Origin of the sequence: Novosphingobium sp. ZW T3_23, from assembly GCF_044987305.1 — a bacterium.
Classification (GTDB): domain Bacteria; phylum Pseudomonadota; class Alphaproteobacteria; order Sphingomonadales; family Sphingomonadaceae; genus Novosphingobium.
Genome location: NZ_JBJDRF010000021.1, coordinates 58,382 through 77,082, shown reverse-complemented (window position 1 = coordinate 77,082; position 18,701 = coordinate 58,382). Strand labels below are relative to the sequence as shown.

Genomic DNA, 18,701 nt, shown 5'->3' with positions numbered 1-18,701 from the left:
TGCCCGGCGCCTTCGGGGAAAGCCGCGTGCCCGGATCGTGGAGCGAAAGCTCCACCTTCAGCGCCGGCGGCTCCTGGGTAGGACCGGACGGATACCTGGGCTTTGCCTATACCCGCGTGCGCAGCAAGTACGGCCTGCCCGGCCACAGCCACGAATACGAGGATTGCCATACGCACGGCCCCAGCCTCCACTGCGGATCGCATGACCATGACGACGACGATCATGACCATGATCACGACCATGACCATGAGCACGAGGACGAAAGCCTGTTCGTGAAGCTCCGCAGCGAGCGTTTCGACATCCGCAGCGATTATCGCGACCCCCTGCCCGGCTTCGAACGCGTGCGCTTCCGCATGGCGCACACCAGCTATCGCCATGACGAGATCGAGCACGACGAGATCGCCACTACCTATCGCAACAAGGCTTTCGACTTGCGGTTCGAACTGACCCACAAGCCGCTGGCGGGCTTCAGGGGCGTGTTCGGCGTCCAGCACTGGGACAGCACCTTCAGCGGCATCCAATCTTTCATCGAGAACGGCGAGACCAGGTACACCCCGTTCGACATCGACAACACAGCCCTGTTCCTGCACGAAAGCCGCGACTTCGGCCCGGTCCGCATCGAAGCGGCGGTTCGGCAGGAATGGCAGCGCATCCGGCCGCAGACCTCGCTTGCCGCCTTCATGCCCGCCACCTCGCACGATCCCTTCTCCATCTCGGCCTCGGCCCTGTGGAAGGTGGCGGACGGCTATTCGCTGGCACTGTCGCTCGCCCGCTCCCAGCGCGCGCCGAACGTCCAGGAACTCTACGCATTCGGCCCACACTTCGCGTCGAACACCTACGAGATCGGCATGGTGACGGGCCGCACGTTCGAAGGCATGGCCTCTACCGAAAACCGGCTTGAAACGGGCAAGTCCATCAACCTGACCTTCCGCAAGACCAGCGGGCCCACCACGTTCACGGTCGGTGCCTATCACCAGAAGGTGGACAACTACATCTTCGGCCAGACCCTGGACCGTTACGAGGACTTCCGCCTGATCCATTACGTGGCGGCGGATGCCACCTTTACGGGTGTGGACGGTGAAGTGCGCCACCAGGTCATGCCCGAACTGGGCGTCGCGGTGTTCGGTGACTATGTGCTGGCCAAGCTGAAGAACGATCTCGGAAACCTGCCCCGTATCCCGCCGGGCCGCCTCGGCACCCGCATCGACGCGGCGACCGGTCCGTTCTCGGCGCAGGCGGAGTACTATCGCACCTTCCGGCAGGACCGCATCGCCGACTTCGAGAGCGAAACGCCGGGCTATGACATGCTGAACCTGACGCTGTCGTACAAGCTCGACCTCGGCACCGATCGCTGGGCCGAACTCTTCGCGAGAGGCTCCAACCTGACGAATTCGTTCGCGCTCAATCACGCCTCCTTCGTGAAGGACGCCTCGCCGCTGCGCGGACGGAACGTGGTCTTCGGTTTGCGCACGGCGTTCTAAATGCAAATGATCCGGACGGATGCGGCCTTGGAGGGCGCCGCATCCGTCCGGGTCCGTGCCCTGCCGCCCCTCGCCGGGTCCATGGCGATGAAGCGGCCGGGTGAAGGGGAGAGTTCCCGCTCTCCCCTTTCCTGTGATCAGAGCTTGGCCTGCATCCCTACGAAGATGCGCTGGCCCGGATAATAGAGCTCGATCGGCATATCGCTGTTGATGTAGCTCTTGGAATATTCCTTGGTGATGTTCTGCATCTCGAAGAAGACGTCGAAGTGGTACTTCGGGAACCGCAGCGTGATCTTGCCGTCGAGGTAGCCCTCGCCCTTGCGGTAGACCGGGTTGTTGCCGTTGTTCGCATCCAGCGGCGTCACCAGCCACTTCGAGCGATAGTTGTAGCTAAGGCGGAAGTTCAGCCAGTCCTTGTCGTAGAAAACGCTGGCATTGTAGGTGTAGGACGACAGGCCGGGATATTCTTTCAGCGGCTGGTTCGTGGCAGCATTGGTCAGGTTGGTGCGGATGGCGCGGGCATAAGTGAAGTTGCCCGAAGCGCCGAAGCCGTCGAACGGCTGGGGCAGGAACGTGAACACCGTCTGCGCGCTCGCCTCGATGCCGTCCAGCAGCGCGCCCTGCCCGTTCACCGGCTGGCGAACGGTGTAGGTGACCCCGTCCTGGAACAGGTCCACACCGTTGTTGACGACGTCGCGGATCACGAAGCTCGATTCGTATTTTTTGTAGTAGCCAAGGCTGAGCATGGTATCGGCATTGGGATACCAGGCCAGATTGAGTTCCCACTGGTCGGCGCGATAGGGCTTCAGTGCCGGATTGCCCGCCGTACAGATGTCGTCGGTTCCGGAAATCGTCTGGTCATCCACGCAGTTGATGTTCGGCACCAGGTCCAGCGGCCTCGGGCGCGCGAGGTTTTTCGCGAAGTTCGCGCGCAGATAGAGGTTGGGCTGAAGTTCGAGGTTCGCGTTGAACGCCGGCAGGAAGTCCGTGTAGCTGTTCGACAGCGACAATTGCTGCGCGGCAATGACCACAGTTTCGGTACCGCCGGTTGCGTTGAAGCGCGTCACCCGGCTGATGTTGGTGCCGAGGCCGGTGTCCTTGGTATGGGTCACGCGCAAACCGGCGTTACCAGTCAACCGCATACCCAGGACTTCGGTATCGATGTCCAGCATCGCGTAGCCCGACAGGATCTGCTCGGTGATCTTGGCACTGGGAATCTGCGGCAAGCCATCGGCGAAGCGCACGAGATCGTGATCGAAGCCGGACAAGTCGTAGATCTGCGAAAGCACTTCGGAGTCGAAGTTCGGGAACGCCAGACGGCTGGGAATGCCCGCCGGTGCGTTCTTGAGACCGGTGTAGAGCGGCGCGCCGCCGGTGACGCCGCCGAGCGAGGAGATCAGCGAGCTGTATTGCGCGGGTGTGATGTACCAGGTGTTGCCGTTGCGCGGGACCGCCGGATTGTTCTGGATCGTCGTCGTGTAGGAAACGTTGGCGCTCGACTGATAGGTCATCGTCGCGGGATCGATCAGCATCGATCCACCGCCCAGGTAGTTCAGGAACTTCTGGCGGCGCGCCTGGGCACCGAACTGGAACTTGCTGACGATCGGATGATCGATCTCAAGATCGGCATCGAACTTCAGCTGATCTTCGGTGTTGTTGTATTCGGCCGGGCGATACTGCAAGGCAGGGCCATAGACCGGAAGCACCTGGCCGTTAGCGCCAGTCCGCGTGAAGTCCGCGTAGACGGAAGGATCGGCGGGATCGAAGTTCGAAGGGAACTGGAAGGCCGGAATGCCTTGGGAATTGTTGCGGTCCACCACGATACCCGAAACGCTGGTGCCCAGCGAGATCAGGTTGGTTTCGGACTTGGTATTACCCTTCGCGTGCGATCCCATGAAGTCGATCTGCAGGCGGTCCAGATCCCAGCGGAACCCGCCCGAGAAGTACTTCGATTCCTGATCGTAGCTGAAGTCCCGCCGCTGCACGCCCACGATGTTCGCGGCGCCGCTCCAGTTCGGATTGGCCGCCGTACCGATATTCACGGCATTGAGCGCCGTCGTCACGCCGGTGACGACATGATTTTCATTCACCGTGGACGTTCCCAGCGCCACCTGCTGGCGCGAGGTGCCGCCACCGGCGCCCGCAGCCAGTTGCGGATCCAGGTTGAAGCGCTGAATCGTGTTGAGATCGACGGAGTAGTTGACGTCCTGAAGGTTCTGGTTGCGCTTGTTGACCTGCACGTTGGCGTAAGCGCGGAAGTTCGGCGCGACCTGGTATTGCAGCGTGAGATCGCCCGAAATGCGCTTGTCGTTGCGCTCCAGATGGCGATAACGCGGTGTCAGCGGCGCCCAGTCGAAGAACTGAGTTTCGCAGGCCAGACGATTGGCGGTTGCCCTTGCCGTGGTAGGCCCACCCACACCCGCGCAACTTTCATAGCTGTTGTAGTTGGAATAGAGCGGATCTTCGACGGTCTTTTCAGTCGAATGATCGAAGTCGGCGATCCGGCGCCAATTGGTATTGCTGATATAGTCCTGGCGCGTGTTCACGTCGCTGTAGGTGGCGTTGAACAGGACGCCGAGGCCGTCGATCAGGAACTTCGGCGTTCCCGCAAAGAACGACACGCGCGGACGCCAGGTTTCGGTGGTGTCGAGATGCTGGCCGGAAACGGTGGCGGAAAGGATCGGCTTCAGCAGATCGAGCGGCTTTCGCGTTTCGACGCGCACGGTGCCGCCGATGCCGCCCTCGGTCAGGTCCACGGCATAGCCCTTGTAGACGTCGATCGACTTGACCAGTTCCGTCGCCAGTTCGCGGAAGTCGCCCGCACGCTCGCCCAGTGCGCTGACCTGGCTGACGCCGTTGATCTCGACGCGGTTGAGGTCTGGCTCGACGCCGCGAATGGAGACCTGCACACCCTCGCCGAAGTCACGGCTGAGCTGCACGCCGGTAATGCGCGCCAGTGAATCGCCGATATTCTTGTCGGGGAAGCTGGCGATATCGTCTGCAACGATGGAATCGACGACGGTATTGGCCTGCTTCTTGCGGTTGATGGCCGATTGCAGCGAGGCGCGGGTGCCGACGACGACGATGTCGCTGGCGGTGGTGATGACCTTTTCGGCGGTCTTGTCGTCTATGCGCGGCTGCTTTTCTTCCTGCGCGGATTCCGGCTCCGCTTCGGGATTAGTCTGAGCATATGCAGGGAGGGATGTGGCAAGAGCACCCGCCAGCGCCAGCCCGGAAACCCCTTTCAGGGTATGGCGCCCAACTGACGATGCCGACGAAAATCGATTATTTTCATTGCCATGCTTTCGCATATCCGTCCCCTCTTTCAGTCCCGTCGATACTTGCCTGTCCGGTTTTCCGGTCGCCGATCGAATCAGTTTCTAGACGGACACTTATTGAACCGATATGTGGGATGCAATGGCATAATTTGGACCACTGTGGTTCCAAAACCGGAGGATGATGCAAATGGCGGCCGGAATTCGCGCATGTACCCTTATGCTGCCGCTCATGTGGGGGCTGGTTTCATCGACCTGCGTCGCGGCCGCTGTCGCGGCCACTGGCGCGCCGCAACGCGCGGCACCGGAGCGGCTGAATCGCGGCGCCGTGGCGCTTCCGGCGAAAGACGGCGGGATTCTGGTGACTTGGCGGCTTCTGGCGGACGATCCGAAGAATGCGCGCTTCCGCGTGTTCCGCGATGGAAAGCCGCTGACCATCACCAGGCAGGGCGCGGCGACGGCTTTCGTCGACACATCGGGAACCCCCGCCAGCACCTATGCCGTGCAGCGCGTCGGCGATCGCGTCGGCGATCGCGTCGGTCCGCAAAGTGCCATGATGTGGGACAAGGGCTATCTCTCGATCCCGCTCGTGCCGCCTGCCGATGGCGTGACTCCGGCAGGTGAAGCCTATGCCTATACTGCAAACGATGCCAGCATTGGCGATGTCGACGGTGACGGACAGTATGAGATCGTTCTCAAATGGGATCCCACCAATAGTCACGACAACGCCCACACCGGCTATACCGGCAGCGTCTTCGTGGATGCCTATCGCCTCGACGGGACACGCCTCTGGCGCATCGACCTGGGCCGCAACATCCGCGCCGGAGCGCATTACACGCAGTTCCTGGTCTTCGACTTCGACGGAGACGGGCGCGCCGAAGTGGCGATGAAGACCGGCGACGGCACCGTGGATGGCATCGGCAAGGTCATCGGCGACGCGAAGGCCGACTGGCGCAGCAGCGGCGGCGAAGTGCCGCAGCAGGACCGCACCGGCGCGAAAGTGCTGGCGGACGGTACTAAAGTGGCGCCGATGCAGGGTCGCATCGTCAGGGGGCCGGAATATCTCACCGTGTTCGAGGGGCTGACCGGCAAGGCGCTCGCCACCGCGCCCTACGATCCTCCGCGTTTTCCGGGCGGCAATCCCACGCCCGAGCAACTCGCGGCATCCTGGGGCGACGGCTACGCCAACCGCTCGGACCGCTACCTCGCGGGGGTAGCCTATCTCGACGGTCACTTGCCGAGCATGGTCTTCGGGCGCGGTTACTATGCCCGCACCGCGCTCGCCGCCTGGGACTGGCGCGGCGGCAAACTGACCCAGCGCTGGCTGTTCGACAGTTCTTCACCCGGAAACGCGGACTATTCCGGGCGCGGCAACCACCAGCTCTCGGTGGCGGACGTGGACGGCGACGGGCGTGACGAGGTGATCTACGGCTCGATGGCGGTCGATGACGGCGGCAAGGGCCTCTGGACCAAACCGCTGTTTCACGGCGACACCATGCATGTCAGCGATCTCGATCCAGCGCGCCCTGGCCTCGAAAAGTTCGGCGTTTTCGAGGATATCCGCCGCAACGGCGGCCTTGGCTCAGCCCTGCTCGATGCGCGCAGCGGCGAAGTGTTGTGGACCACGCCCGCCGATCAGGACACCGGGCGCGGCCTGGCCGCCGACATCGATCCGCGCCACTACGGCGCCGAGTTCTGGGGGTCCAACTCCGAGCGCCTCTACGACACCAAGGGCCAGCCCATCGGCCCCGACAAATATCGCCGCCCGCGCCAGATGAACTTCGCGATCTGGTGGGACGGCGACCTGCTGCGCGAGCTGCTGGATGGCACGACGATCTCCAAGTGGAACTGGGAAAACGGCACGTCCGACACTCTGCTTGCGCCCGAGGGGCTGGCCTCGAACAACGGCACCAAGAGCAACCCCGTGCTCCAGGCCGACCTCATCGGCGACTGGCGCGAGGAAGTGATCTGGCGCCGCGCCGACAACCGCGAACTGCGCATCTACACCACGCCATTCAACACGACGCACCGGTTCGTCACGCTGATGCAGGATCCGGTCTATCGCCTTGGCGTCGCGTGGCAGAATACCGCCTACAACCAGCCGCCGCATACCGGGTTCTATTTGGGCGCTGGGCCGAAGGGGCAGCGCTGAGGACGCAGGCGCTCGTTGGCCAATAACCGCGCGCCCCGTCATCCTAAACTTCGTCATCCTGAACTTGTTTAGCTGCGCTGGCCTTTGGCTCAGGATCTATTCCTGACCATCAGCGGCGGTGCTTTCGGCAAAATGGATCCTGAAACGAGTTCAGGATGACGAACACTTGGATGCCGACGCCACGTATCTACCGATTGATCTATCGGTTGACGGTTCGATCCACATGATGAAATATCATCCCACATAAGGCGTTCTCGAAATGCCGCACCCAAGGGAGAATGAATGAGCAAGCTGGTCTGGAGCCGCCGCGAGATGCTGGCCCAAAGCCTGGCCACTACCGCTGTCGCAGGTTCGATGGCGCTGGCGGCAGGGCGCGCGCAGGCAGCGCCGCTTGCGGCCAATGAACCGCTGGGTTCCGGCATCGCCGCGGGAGACGACGTGATCTGGCTCGATGGCGCCGCGCCTTCCGCGCATGAGGGCCAGTCCTGGGGCCAGCCCTGGCCGCGCGGGACGCGATACGACAAGCGCGGCTACGTTCTCGAAGGCGCGAACAGCACGCGCGAGGCGGTGCAGACATGGCCGATGGCCTGGTGGCCGGACGGCTCGATCAAGTGGACCGGCCATGCAACCGCTGCGAACGGCGGCCGCGCGGGCGGATTGCGTGTCGTGCCCGGCAGCGCCAAGCCAGCGCAGACGCTGTTCCTGCGCGAAGCGGGCGACACCATCACCGTTACCGTGGGACGGACCGTGTGGACCGTGGGCAAGTCCGGCGAGGCGCTGATCCGCTCCGCCCGTGTCGGCTCTGCCGAAGTGCTGCAATCGGTACGCCTGCTCGCTAGCGCGCAGGACCGCCCCGATGACGAGGACGGCGCCCCCGCCCTCGCCCGCTGGACCGGCACGATCGAAGGCGCCACCATCGAACAGAGCGGCCCGATCCGCGCCGTGATCAAGCTCGACGGTCGCCATCGCGGTACCGAAGGCGACTGGATGCCCTTCTCCGTCCGCCTCTACTTCCATGCCGGTTCGGACAGCGTGCGCCTTGTCCATTCGATGATCTTCGACGGCGATCCGGCCAAGCGCTTCATCCGCGGCCTGGGCCTCGAAGGCGCAGTGCCGATGCGCGACAAGCTGCATGATCGCCATGTCCGCTTCGCGGGAGAAGGTGGCGGATTGTGGGGTGAAGCCGTTCGTCCGCTGACGGGCCTGCGCCGCGATCCGGGCAAGGCGTTCCGCGATGCGCAAGTGGCGGGGCAGGCGACGCCTCCCCTCGATCAGATGGGCGCGGCCGTGCGCCAGAACATCGAATACGTCCCCGCATGGGGCGATTTCCGCCTTCGCCAGCCCAATTCGGACGGCTTTTCCATCGTCAAGCGCACCAAGCCGGGCTGCGGCTGGATCGACGTCGATACGGCCGGGCGCGCGCCGGGCCTCGGCTATATCGGCGGACCATCGGGCGGCGTGGCGTTCGGCATGCACGATTTCTGGCAACGCTGCCCGGTCGGCCTCGACATCGCCAATGCCGCCAGCGATACCGCGCGGTTCACGATCTGGTATCACGCCCCCGATGCCCCGGCGATGGACCTGCGCTTCTACCACGATGTCATGGGCATGGAGCGCTACGAGGCGCAGAACCTCGGCCTCGACGTCACTTACGAGGACTACGAACCGGGCTGGGGCGATTCCTCCGGCATTGCCCGCACCACCGAATTCCGCATCTGGGCGCTTCCCGCCACGCCCCCTCGCGAACGGCTTGCCGAGATGGGCCAGGGCCTGGCCACGCCGCCACGGATGGTCGCCAATGTCGCCAGGGTTCATACCGCGGGCCTGTTCGGCCCGTGGAGCCCGATCGCGGCGGGCGGGCCTCTGCGCGGCAAGATCGAACAGCGGGCGAAGCAGGAACTGGACTTCTACATCGGACAGGTAGAACAGCGGCGCTGGTACGGGTTCTGGAACTACGGCGATGTCATGCACAGCTATGACAACGACCGGCACGTCTGGCGCTACGACATCGGCGGCTTCGCCTGGGACAACAGCGAACTCTCGACCGACATGTGGCTGTGGTACGGCTTCCTGCGCAGCGGCCGGGCCGATGTGTTCCGTCTGGCAGAGGCGATGACGCGCCACACCGGCGAGGTGGACGTCTATCATTCGGGCCGGTTCAAGGGGCTCGGCACCCGCCACGGCGTGCAGCACTGGGCCGATAGTTCGAAGCAGCAGCGCGTGTCCAACGCCGCCTATCGCCGCTTCTACTTCTACCTCACCACCGACGAGCGCTGCGGAGACCTGATGCGCGCGCTGGTGGACAGCGACCAGGCGCTGAAGACGGTCGATATCGGCCGCAAGGTGATGCACCGCGCCGACGCCAGCAAGCCGCCTGCCGGAACCGGCGCGGTGGTGGCCGAACAGCCGCTGCCGGAAGGTCAGGTGTTCATGCAGTTCGGAACCGTGTGGGGTTCCATGCTGGGTGCCTGGCTGACCGAGTGGGAACGCACGCAAGACACCCGCTGGCGCGATCGCATCATCGCCGGAATGCGCTCCATCGCGGCCCTGCCCAAGGGTTGGTTTGCGGGTGGCGGCGCCTTCGATCTTGCCAGCGGCCGCTTCGTAAGCGCCAACGACCAGGTCAACATGAGCCATCTCAACGGCGTATTCGGCGTGTTCGAAATTACCGCCGAGCTGCTTGAACTGCTCAACGAGCCGGAATTCCGCAAGGTCTGGCTGGATTACTGCGAACTCTACAACGCGCCCGAGGCGGAGTTCCGCGCCCGCACCGGCGCATCGGGCAAGGGCCGCGCGCTGACGCAGGCCCATTCCCGCTACACTGCCTATGCCGCGGTGCAACTCGGCAAGCCGGACCTCATCAAGCGCGCCTGGGGCGAATTCTTCGGCGCGGGCGATCGCGAGGGCCGCGACCAGTCGCGCGGCTCGCACAAGGTGGCAGGATCCGCCGTGCTCAAGCCGGTGGACGAGATCAGCGAAGTCTCCACCAACGACGCGGCGCAATGGGGCATCGCCGCGACGGTGAATCTCACGCTGATCGGGAACCTGCTGGAATGAGGCGGCTCGCCGCCCCTTTGCTGATGGTGCTGCTCTCGGCGGCGGCGGCGAACCCGCAAACCGACGACTTTCGTCATGGCCTGTCGCGGTGGCGCGTCGAGGCCGAGGCGCCCTCCCGCGTCACGGCGCAGGACGGGGTGATGGATATCGATGCGCCGAAAGGCATCTCGATCTGGTGGACCGGGGAACTGACCGGCCCTGTCGCCATCGAGTACGAGGTCATGGCGGTTTCGGAAGGCGGACCGAACGACGCGGTGAGCGACGTCAACGCCTTATGGATGGCCACCGATCCCGCCGCGCCGACAGGGTCACCGCTTGCCCATCCCCGCAGCGGTGCCTTCGCCGATTACGACACGCTCAGAACCTATTACGTGGGCATCGGCGGCAATCGCAACACCACCACCCGGATGCGCCGCTATCTGGGAGAACCGGGCAATCGCCCGCTCCTGCCCGAGCACGACCGCGCAGACCCTGCGGCCATGCTGGTGCCGAACCGCTGGACCGCGATGCGCGTGGCGGCCGAGGGTGGACGGATCACCGTGGACTTCGGCCGCAAGCGGCTTTTCACCATGAACGACACCGCGCCCTACAGCCGAGGCTGGTTCGCACTGCGCACGACCAAGAGCCACTTGCGCATCCGCAACTTCCGGATCGTTTCTCTTGAGCCAGGGCACTGAGGAGCCGCAAGATGGCTCCTCCCCTCGCGCCCTCCCCAATCCATCTGAAACCCGCTCGCCGCTCTTTTCAGCGCTCACGCCCCGTCGGAGGGAATCCGCAGACCATGCCGCGCCGCGAAGCGGGCGAAGCGCGTCAGCCACAGCCCGGCGCGGCCGTCCGGTTCGAAAAGCGGCGCGCCGTGCCCACCCTTTTCGATCACATGAAGCTCGGCCGGTATCTTCGCCGCCCGGCACCCCTCGAACATGGCAAGGCTGTTCCCGCAATCGACCACCGCATCGTCCGCCGCATGGGCGAGCAGGATCGGCGGCGTAGCGGCGGGCACGTCGAGGTTCACCGAGTACCGCCGCGACAGGTCCGCGTCAGGATTCGGCCCCAGCAATTCGCGGCGCGACTGCGCATGAGCGAGCGGCGGTACCATCGCGACGACCGGAAAGAACATGCCTGCTACCAAGGGCCGCGCGTCCTGCGGATCGGCGGCGTCGACCGGCTCGTAGACTTTCGCCGCGAAGCGCGTGGCGATGCTGCCGCACAGATGCCCGCCGGCGGAGAAGCCGATGGTCGCCACATTGGCCGGATCGACGCCCCACTTCGCGGCATTGGCGCGGATCACGCGCATGGCGCGCTGGGCGTCCTGCAAGGGCGTGTCGGCACCGGCGGTCCAGCCGTCATGCGGCAGGCGGTAGAGCAGTTCGAACGCGGTCACCCCCTGGCCTGCGAACCAGCGCGAGGTAGCGGAGGGCCTGGTTCCCATGGCCACGCGGGCATAACCGCCGCCGGGGAAGGTCAACACGGCCGCGCCGGAGGGCTTCGCCGCCGGGCAGACCGTCAACATCGGCACCGCCACATGCGGCCAGGCGAAATCGTCCGGATTGCCCTTGCTGCTGCGCAGCACGCGCTCCTCGGTCACCCCTCCCTGGGGGAGCCCCGGCGGCGAGCCCGGCCAGATCGGGAAGCGTTCGCTCGCAGCTACCCCGCTTGCGCCCGCCGCGGCCAGCGCCCGGCCAGGCAAGAGGGGGGCAGCAGCCAGAGCGCTCAACGAACCCAGAAATTTACGGCGATCACTCGACATCTTGCACTCTCCCCGGAAGGTCTCTTTATGAAGCGGAACATGCTGAAAATCATTCGAACTTTTGCCCGCTCCGGACGCGCCGCATGATCGGCGCCCCGCTGCTCCTGCTGGCGGCCGCCACCGCTTCCGCCGCCGCCGACGTCGCCCCCAAGCCGCTGTTCCGCGATCCGGTGCATGACGGCGCCGCCGATCCCAGCACGGTCTACGATCCCGCCACCCGCGAATGGGTGATGTTCTACACGGGCCGCCGCGCCGACCTGCCGATGGAGGACGAAAAGGACGTGCGCTGGGTCCACGGCACCGCGATCGGCACCGCAAGATCGAAGGACGGCGTTAACTGGCGCTACGGCGGCACCGCGACGCTCCCCGCAAGCTGCACCGGCGAAACGCTCTGGGCGCCGGATATCGAGCGCTTCGACGGCCAGTGGCACATGTGGCTGACGGTGGTGCCCGGCGTGTTCCGCGACTGGAACGCGCCGCGCTTCATCGTCCACCTCACCAGTAACGACCTCAAGTCCTGGACTTGCGGCGAGAAGCTCGATCTTGGCTCCGACCGGGTGATCGACGCCAGCGTCATCGCGCTGCCCAAGGGCGGCTATCGCCTGTTCTTCAACGACGAGCGCATGGGCAAGGCGATCCGCACGGCGGACAGCACCGACCTGATCCACTGGAACGTGAAGGACCGCCTCACCACCACGCCCGGCGAAGGCCCCAAGGCATTCAGGTGGAAGGGCCGCTGGTGGCTGGTTTCCGATGCCTGGAAAGGCCTGCTGGTCATGCGCTCGGACGTCGACGACCTTGGGGGCGAGCACTGGACGACCCAGCCCGGCCACATCCTCGCCACGCCCGGAAAGGCACCGACCGACCGCGCTAAAGGGCAGCATCCCGACGTGATCGTCTCCGGCGGCCGGGCCTATATCGTCTATTTCGTGCATCAGGGCGGCGAGGACGAGGCAAAGGCGAACCCGGACTGGAACCGCCGCAGCGTGCTCCAGATCGCGGAACTGAAGGAGAAGGACGGCGTGATCACCGTGGACCGCGACAGTCCCACGCGCGTGCGGCTTACCCCGCCGAAGGAGGCGCGGCGATGAGTTTCCCGCTCGACCGCCGCATGCTCTGCCTCGGCGCCACGGCGCTGGCCGGCTGCGCGACCACGCGCATCGCCCCGAGCGAGCCGGAAGGCCCGCTGCTGCTCGCCTATTTCAGCACCGGTAAAGGTGAGGCGGACGGCTTGAAGCTGGCCGTCAGCGAAGACGGTTTCGCCTTCCGCCCGCTTGTCGGTGGCAAGCCCTTCCTGGTGCCGCAAGTGGGCGAGAAGAAGCTGCTGCGCGACCCCTTCCTCTGGCGCGGAGAGGGAGCGGATGCACCGTGGCACTGCATCTGGACCACGGCCTGGGAGGGCGTGACGATCGGTCATGCCACCACCCGCGACTTCGTGAACTGGACACCCCAGCGCGCGATCCCGGTCATGGCCTCTGTTCCCCGCACCCGCAACTGCTGGGCGCCCGAGGCGATCTACGATCCCGCCACGCGCCGCACCGTGATCTTCTGGTCGAGCACGGTGACGGGCCGCTTCACCGAGACGGCCGGTACGTCCGAAAGCGGCTACAACCACCGCCTCTGGTACACCACTACCGCCGATTTCGAGAGCTTCGCCGCGCCGCAAGTGCTCTACGATCCCGGCTTCAGCGTGATCGACGGCACTTTCGCTGAGGCCCCGAACGGCGGCCTCTGGCTGGTGGTGAAGGACGAAACGCTCGATCCGCCGCGCAAATGGCTGCGCGCCGCCTCCGCCCGCAGCCCGCTGGGACCGTTCGCGCCGCTGGGCGAGGTTTTCACACCCTCGTGGGTGGAAGGCCCGATGACCACCCGGATCGGCGCCGACCTCATCTGCTACTACGACATCTACCGAGACGGCAGATGGGGCGCGAAATCCACGCGCGACATGGTGAACTGGCAGGATGTCGGCGACCGCCTGGTCATGCCGCAAGGCGCGCGGCACGGCTCGCTGGTGCGCATCGACCGCAAGTTGCTCGCCGCTCTGGACACCTGAAAAAGCGGCTCCCGGATGGAGGATCCGGGAGCCGATAGTTCCGGCGTGGGAGGGCCCCGCCGTATTCTTCAAGATCAGAACTTCACGTTGACGCCCGCCGAGATCGTGCGGCCGACACGGGTCTGGAACAGCGTGTCCTGCCGCTGGCTGTCGGTGAAGAGGCTGTTCTGCTCGTCGGTGAGGTTGGTGCCCTCGACGATCAGCTTGATCGAGTCGGAGATATTGTAGGATGCCGAAGCGTCGACGAAGGTCGTGGCGTGGTTGCCCACCAGGTCGCTGCCCGGCGATGCGGGGATGCCGCGGATGAACGGCCCGCGATAGTTGATGGTGCCGCGGATCGAGAACTTGTCGTTCTCCCAGTAGAGCGTGCCGGAAGCGGTGTCCTTCGACAGTCCCACCAGGTCGTCACGCGTGGTGACCGTGCAGACGCCGCCCGCGCTGGAGAGGCAGTAATTGATCTTCGACATGACGTGCGTGTAGTTCGCCAGCACCCCGAAGTGGCTGATGAAGCCCGAGGCGAAGCTGAACGGGATCTGCGCGTTCAGCTCGATACCCTTGAGCGGACCGCCCGGCGTGTTGGTGGGGGTGGCGATGTTGAACAGTTCGTCCGGCGTCGTGTTGCTGCCGATCAGCAGTTCGTTGGGGAGCCCCAGCGAGCTGAACGGTACCAGCGAGTTCACGCTCTGCACGTACGTCTTGATGTCCTTGTAGAAGAACGCGGCCGAAAGCAGCGAGCCGGGGCGGAAGTACCATTCCACCGCCGCGTCGAATGTATTGGCGCGGATCGGTTCGAGCAGCGGGTTGCCCAGCGAGCCGGAGCGCGTCGTGGCGTTGATGCCCACCGTGGGCACCAGCTGGGTAAGCGCCGGGCGCGAGAGCACTTTGGCAGCCGAGAAGCGCAGCAGCAGGTTCTGCACCGGCTCTACCACGATGTTGGCGGACGGCAGCCAGTCGTCATAGCTGCGCGTGATCGCCCGGTACTGGCCGCTGAGGCCGGTAGGCGAGGTGGGATCGGACAAGTTGATGAAGCCCGATGAGCGCTGCCAGGTGTGGATGTAGCGCACGCCCACGTCGCCGCGCAGGCCGAAGCCTACCGCGTCGGAGAAGTCGAACGTGCCCATCACGAAGGCGCTGCTCTGCTGCTCCTTCACGCCGGGATTGGTCTCTCCGCAGCCGGTGCAGGTGCGGGCGTCGAAGAGGTTGTAGGTATCGGCCAGCTTCTGCCAGTCCAGGCTCGCCCAGCTTGCGGGCGCGCCGTTGCCCCACAGGCTGTCCACTCCGCTGATCTGCTTCGTCAGGCTGGCCAGCGAGGTTCCCGCCGGCAGGGCCTGCACCAGGGTGTCGGCGGTGTAGTAGGTGGTGAAGCGCTGCTGGAAGTCGCTCGAACGGAACTGGCCGCCGAAGTGCAGCTTGAAGGCGTCGGAGAACTCGTAATGCGCGTTCATCTCTCCCAGCACGCCCTTTGTGGTGTTGCTGGCCGGCTTGCCCTGGAGGCTGAAACCACCGGTGACGATACCCGCACCCGGCGTGGGGCCGTAGAGGAAGTTGCTGGGATCGGACACATCGAAGCCGAAGCCCAGCACCGGGGTGCGGCCGCCGCCGGTATAGTCGATGGAGAAGTTGTCGGTATCCAGCGCATCCATGAAGTACTGCATGCGGATCTTGTCTTTCCACACCGACTTGTTGAGGCCGACTTTGGCATCAACCGTCAGGCGGTCGTTGAACCGACGCATGAAATTGAAGTTCGCCTGCTTGAACGTGGTCGAATACTTCGAATGCAGGCCTTCCGAACGCACGTCCACGCCGTCCAGCAGCGCATACTCCACCGAACCGAGATCGGAAAGCTGGACATCCTTCAGCGACATCATCGGATAGCCCTGGTTCGACCCGGAGCGGCCGAACGAGATCGCCTGGATGTAGTTGTCGTCACGCGTCACGTTGAAGCGCGAATAGAGCAGGTCGAGCGAAATGTCGGTGTCTTCGTCGGGCTTGTATTGCAGCGTCAGGGTGCCGCCGATGCGTTCCTGCGTCTGCGCGGAATTGATGTAGCGCGGAATGCGGGGGAAGAAGGCACCGCTGCCGGGCGTGTTGGGCAGATCGTCGCGGCGGGCATCGTAAACGGTCTGGTAGGCGGCAGTCGTGCCCGTGCGGGGATTGCCGGTGGAGCAGTTGGTGGCAGTGGTGCCGTTCGTGGCACTGTTTGCCGGGTTCTGCGGCGCGAAGCCCAGGGGAGAGCAGAACATGCCGTTCTGGTTGGCCGACAGGATGTCCACCGCCGAATAGCCGACCTCGCGCGTGTGGCGGCGCTGGTAAGCCAGCGAACCGAGGATGCCGAAGCCGCTGTCTCCGAACTGCTTGGAAACCAGCGCCGAGGCCCGCGGATCGACCTTCTTGGACAGTTCGTTCCACACGCCGCGCCCGGTGGCGGAGAACACGAAGTCCTTTTTCTGGTCCATCGGCTTGGGGGCGCTGAGGTCCACCGTCGCGCCGAGCGAGCCTTCCTCGATATCGGCGGAAGGCGTCTTGCGCACGGTCAGGGCCGAGAAGATCTCGGTCGGGAAGACGTTGAAATCGAAGCTGCGGCCGTTGTTGCCCGCCCCGTAGATGTCCGATCCGCCAGTCTGCGCGGCGGCCTCCATGCCGTTGATGCGCACGCGCGTGAAGTCCGCGCCCAGGCCGCGAACCGAGATGTTCTTGCCTTCGCCGCCGTCTCCGCGTTGGAGTGCGACGCCGGGAATGCGCTGCATCGATTCAGCGAGGTTGGAATCGGGAAACTTGCCGAGATCCTCGGCCTTGATGGTGTCGATCGCGGCGGTTTCGACGCGCTTGTCAGCCAGCGCCGCGTCGAGCGAGGCGCGGAAGCCGGTGACGATGATTTCGGAAGGGCTGGGCGTACTATCGGCCGCACTGTCCTGCGCGGCGGCCATCTGCGGCATCGCGAAAAGACATGCCGCGATCAGCGCCGGCACCGAAGCGCGGCTCTGCATGACGGATTTAGAGAAAGCCCTTCCCATTTCCTCACTCCCAGTTTCTGTTCTTGTCCGAACATTAGCCCACTATGTGGGATTGAGTTTTACAATATACCTCGTTCTCGCTCAATTCCAGTCAAAATCGCTATGAATTGACGACTCATCCTTATTTGCTGGTGGGAAGCGGCTGGAGAGCGATGGATAGAGCGACAGTTTTGCGGCGCGATGGATTGACTTGGCGCATTCCCGTTATATGCCGTGAAGGACCGCCATATGGGACGATAATCAAGCGCGTCCGTCAGCAGAGGATCACCGGAAATGTCGTACAGTCTGGCCCTCGCCCTAACCGCAAGCATGCCCGCCGCCGCGAATCCCACCATCGACATCGATTTCTCCGGAAAGACCCTTGCCGAGATGCCCGGCTTCCGGGCCGGCGGGAACGGCGTGGAACGGCGCGATGCGTCAGGCGACTTCCTCTATTCGATATCGCTGCCCGAAGGGACGTACCGCGTCACCCTGACGCTGGGCGACAAGCGCAGCGCGGGCCGTACCACCGTCAAGGCCGAGAGCCGCCGCCTGATGCTGCGCGATGTCGCGACCAGACGCGGACAGACGGTGTCGCGCAGTTTCCTGGTCGATGTGCGCGACGCGCGGCTGCCCGTGCCCCCCGCCAATGCCCCGCGCTCCGGACAAGGCGTATCGCTCGACGAGCGGGATCTCGCCAGCTTCAGCTGGGACGACAAGCTGACCCTGGAGTTCCTGGGTCAACCGCGCGTCTCCGCCATCCATGTAGAGCGGGCCGAGGCGCCACGCCTGTTCCTGGCAGGCGATTCGACCGTCGCAGACCAGTATACGGAGCCGTTCGCCAGTTGGGGGCAGATGTTGCCGGCTATGCTGAACGATCATGTCGTGGTGGCCAACCACGCAAAATCCGGCGCGACGATGAAGTCCTTCCTCGCACAACTGCGCCTCTCCAAAGTGCTGTCGCAGATTCGCAAGGACGACTGGCTGTTCATCCAGTTCGGCCACAACGACCAGAAGGCCGAATGGCCGATGACCTATCTCGACCCGGTGCAGACCTATCCCGCCTATTTGCGGGCTTATGTCGCCGAGGCCCGCGCGCGCGGTGCCCATCCGGTGCTGGTGACTTCCCCGGAGCGGCGCAATTTCGACGGGGCCGGAAAGATCAAGGACACGCTCGGCGCTTATGCGGAAGCGGTGCGCAGAGTGGCGGCCACCGAAAACGTGCCCCTGATCGATCTCAACCGTGACAGCATCGCGATCATGGAAGCGCTCGGCCCGGAAGTCTCGCCCCGCGCCTTCGCCGAAGGCGGTAAGGACCGGACCCACAACGACAATTACGGCGCCTGGCTCTTCGCTGCCGCCGTGGCCCGTCAGGTGCGCGAGAAAGTCCCGGAACTGGCACCCTACGTGACGCTGGGCGAGTTCGATCCCGCACACCCGCCCCTGCCCGATGCCCTGTCGATCGCGCCGAGCCTGCCGCTGGAGGAAAGCAAGCCGGAGGGAAGCTAGGCGGCAGTTTTCTCCGAAATGATGATTGACGCTGTCGGGCGGAAGAGTTACCAAATATCGGTATCGATATCCACATAATGGAACTGATAGGGAGATAGGGTGTGCCGGATAGTGGGACGGGTTCGATCCACGCCTTCAGGATGCAGTTGAAGCCCGGCACGGTGGAGGAATACCGCCGCCGTCACGACGCCATCTGGCCCGAACTCTCCGCCCTGCTGACCGAAGCGGGCATCCGCGATTACTCGATCTTCCTGGACGAAGACAGTCTCGCCCTGTTCGCGGTATTGCGACTGCTGCCGGACAATACGCGCGACACCCTGCCCGATCATCCGGTCATGCGCCGCTGGTGGGACTACATGGCGCCGCTGATGGAAGTGGAACCGGGCAACCGTCCGGTCGAATGGCCGCTCTCCCTCCTATTCCACATGGACTGA

General features: G+C 64.6%; 11 protein-coding genes. 8 read left to right on the top strand and 3 right to left on the bottom strand.

All coding sequences use genetic code 11. The features are described from left to right. On the top strand, window positions 1–1,481 hold a 1,481-nt coding region (locus tag ACI3K3_RS12820), incomplete at its 5' end, for a TonB-dependent receptor domain-containing protein (protein ID WP_404914215.1). A 137-nt stretch (window positions 1,482–1,618) separates the two neighbouring features. Here the strand turns inward: ACI3K3_RS12820 and ACI3K3_RS12815 are convergent. Next, entirely contained in the window at window positions 1,619–4,792 is a 3,174-nt protein-coding gene (locus ACI3K3_RS12815; RefSeq protein ID WP_404914213.1) for a TonB-dependent receptor, read from the bottom strand. Between the two features lie 148 nt (window positions 4,793–4,940). On the opposite strand from ACI3K3_RS12815, the gene ACI3K3_RS12810 reads away from it, so the two are divergent. From ACI3K3_RS12810 to ACI3K3_RS12800, 3 genes are all read left to right on the top strand, one after another. Beyond that, on the top strand, window positions 4,941–6,908 hold the full coding sequence (locus ACI3K3_RS12810; protein WP_404914223.1) for a rhamnogalacturonan lyase: 1,968 nt from the start codon (window positions 4,941–4,943) through the stop codon (window positions 6,906–6,908). Window positions 6,909–7,190: 282 nt separating this feature from the next. Next, window positions 7,191–9,965: a Tat pathway signal sequence domain protein gene (locus tag ACI3K3_RS12805; RefSeq protein ID WP_404914211.1), complete on the top strand. Its 2,775-nt coding sequence runs from the start codon at window positions 7,191–7,193 to the stop codon at window positions 9,963–9,965. Beyond that, window positions 9,962–10,642, top strand: a complete 681-nt coding sequence (locus ACI3K3_RS12800; RefSeq protein ID WP_404914209.1) for a DUF6250 domain-containing protein — start codon at window positions 9,962–9,964, stop codon at window positions 10,640–10,642. The genes ACI3K3_RS12805 and ACI3K3_RS12800 overlap by 4 nt, the downstream gene beginning before the upstream one ends. 74 nt (window positions 10,643–10,716) lie before the next feature. Here the strand turns inward: ACI3K3_RS12800 and ACI3K3_RS12795 are convergent, their stop codons facing one another. After that, window positions 10,717–11,712 (bottom strand): alpha/beta hydrolase, encoded by a 996-nt coding sequence (locus ACI3K3_RS12795; RefSeq protein ID WP_404914207.1) that lies wholly within the window; start codon window positions 11,710–11,712, stop codon window positions 10,717–10,719. Window positions 11,713–11,795: 83 nt separating this feature from the next. Between ACI3K3_RS12795 and ACI3K3_RS12790 the strand changes: the two genes are divergently transcribed. Continuing rightward, window positions 11,796–12,803: a family 43 glycosylhydrolase gene (locus tag ACI3K3_RS12790; RefSeq protein ID WP_404914205.1), complete on the top strand. Its 1,008-nt coding sequence runs from the start codon at window positions 11,796–11,798 to the stop codon at window positions 12,801–12,803. Next, a complete protein-coding gene (locus ACI3K3_RS12785) occupies window positions 12,800–13,765 on the top strand; it encodes a glycoside hydrolase family 43 protein (RefSeq protein ID WP_404914203.1) in 966 nt (321 codons plus the stop codon). Before ACI3K3_RS12790 ends, ACI3K3_RS12785 begins: the two co-directional genes overlap by 4 nt. Window positions 13,766–13,839: 74 nt before the next feature. On the opposite strand, the gene ACI3K3_RS12780 is transcribed toward ACI3K3_RS12785, so the two are convergent. After that, window positions 13,840–16,752 carry a TonB-dependent receptor gene (locus ACI3K3_RS12780; RefSeq protein ID WP_404914201.1) on the bottom strand — a complete coding sequence of 971 codons (2,913 nt, stop codon included), beginning with the start codon at window positions 16,750–16,752 and terminating at the stop codon, window positions 13,840–13,842. Window positions 16,753–17,052: 300 nt separating this feature from the next. Here ACI3K3_RS12780 and ACI3K3_RS12775 point away from each other — a divergent pair, with 300 nt between their 5' ends. Both ACI3K3_RS12775 and ACI3K3_RS12770 read left to right on the top strand, forming a co-directional pair. After that, window positions 17,053–18,267: a rhamnogalacturonan acetylesterase gene (locus ACI3K3_RS12775; RefSeq protein ID WP_404914198.1), complete on the top strand. Its 1,215-nt coding sequence runs from the start codon at window positions 17,053–17,055 to the stop codon at window positions 18,265–18,267. Window positions 18,268–18,407: 140 nt separating this feature from the next. Then, complete coding sequence (locus ACI3K3_RS12770) at window positions 18,408–18,701, top strand: L-rhamnose mutarotase (protein WP_404914221.1); 294 nt, start codon at window positions 18,408–18,410, stop codon at window positions 18,699–18,701.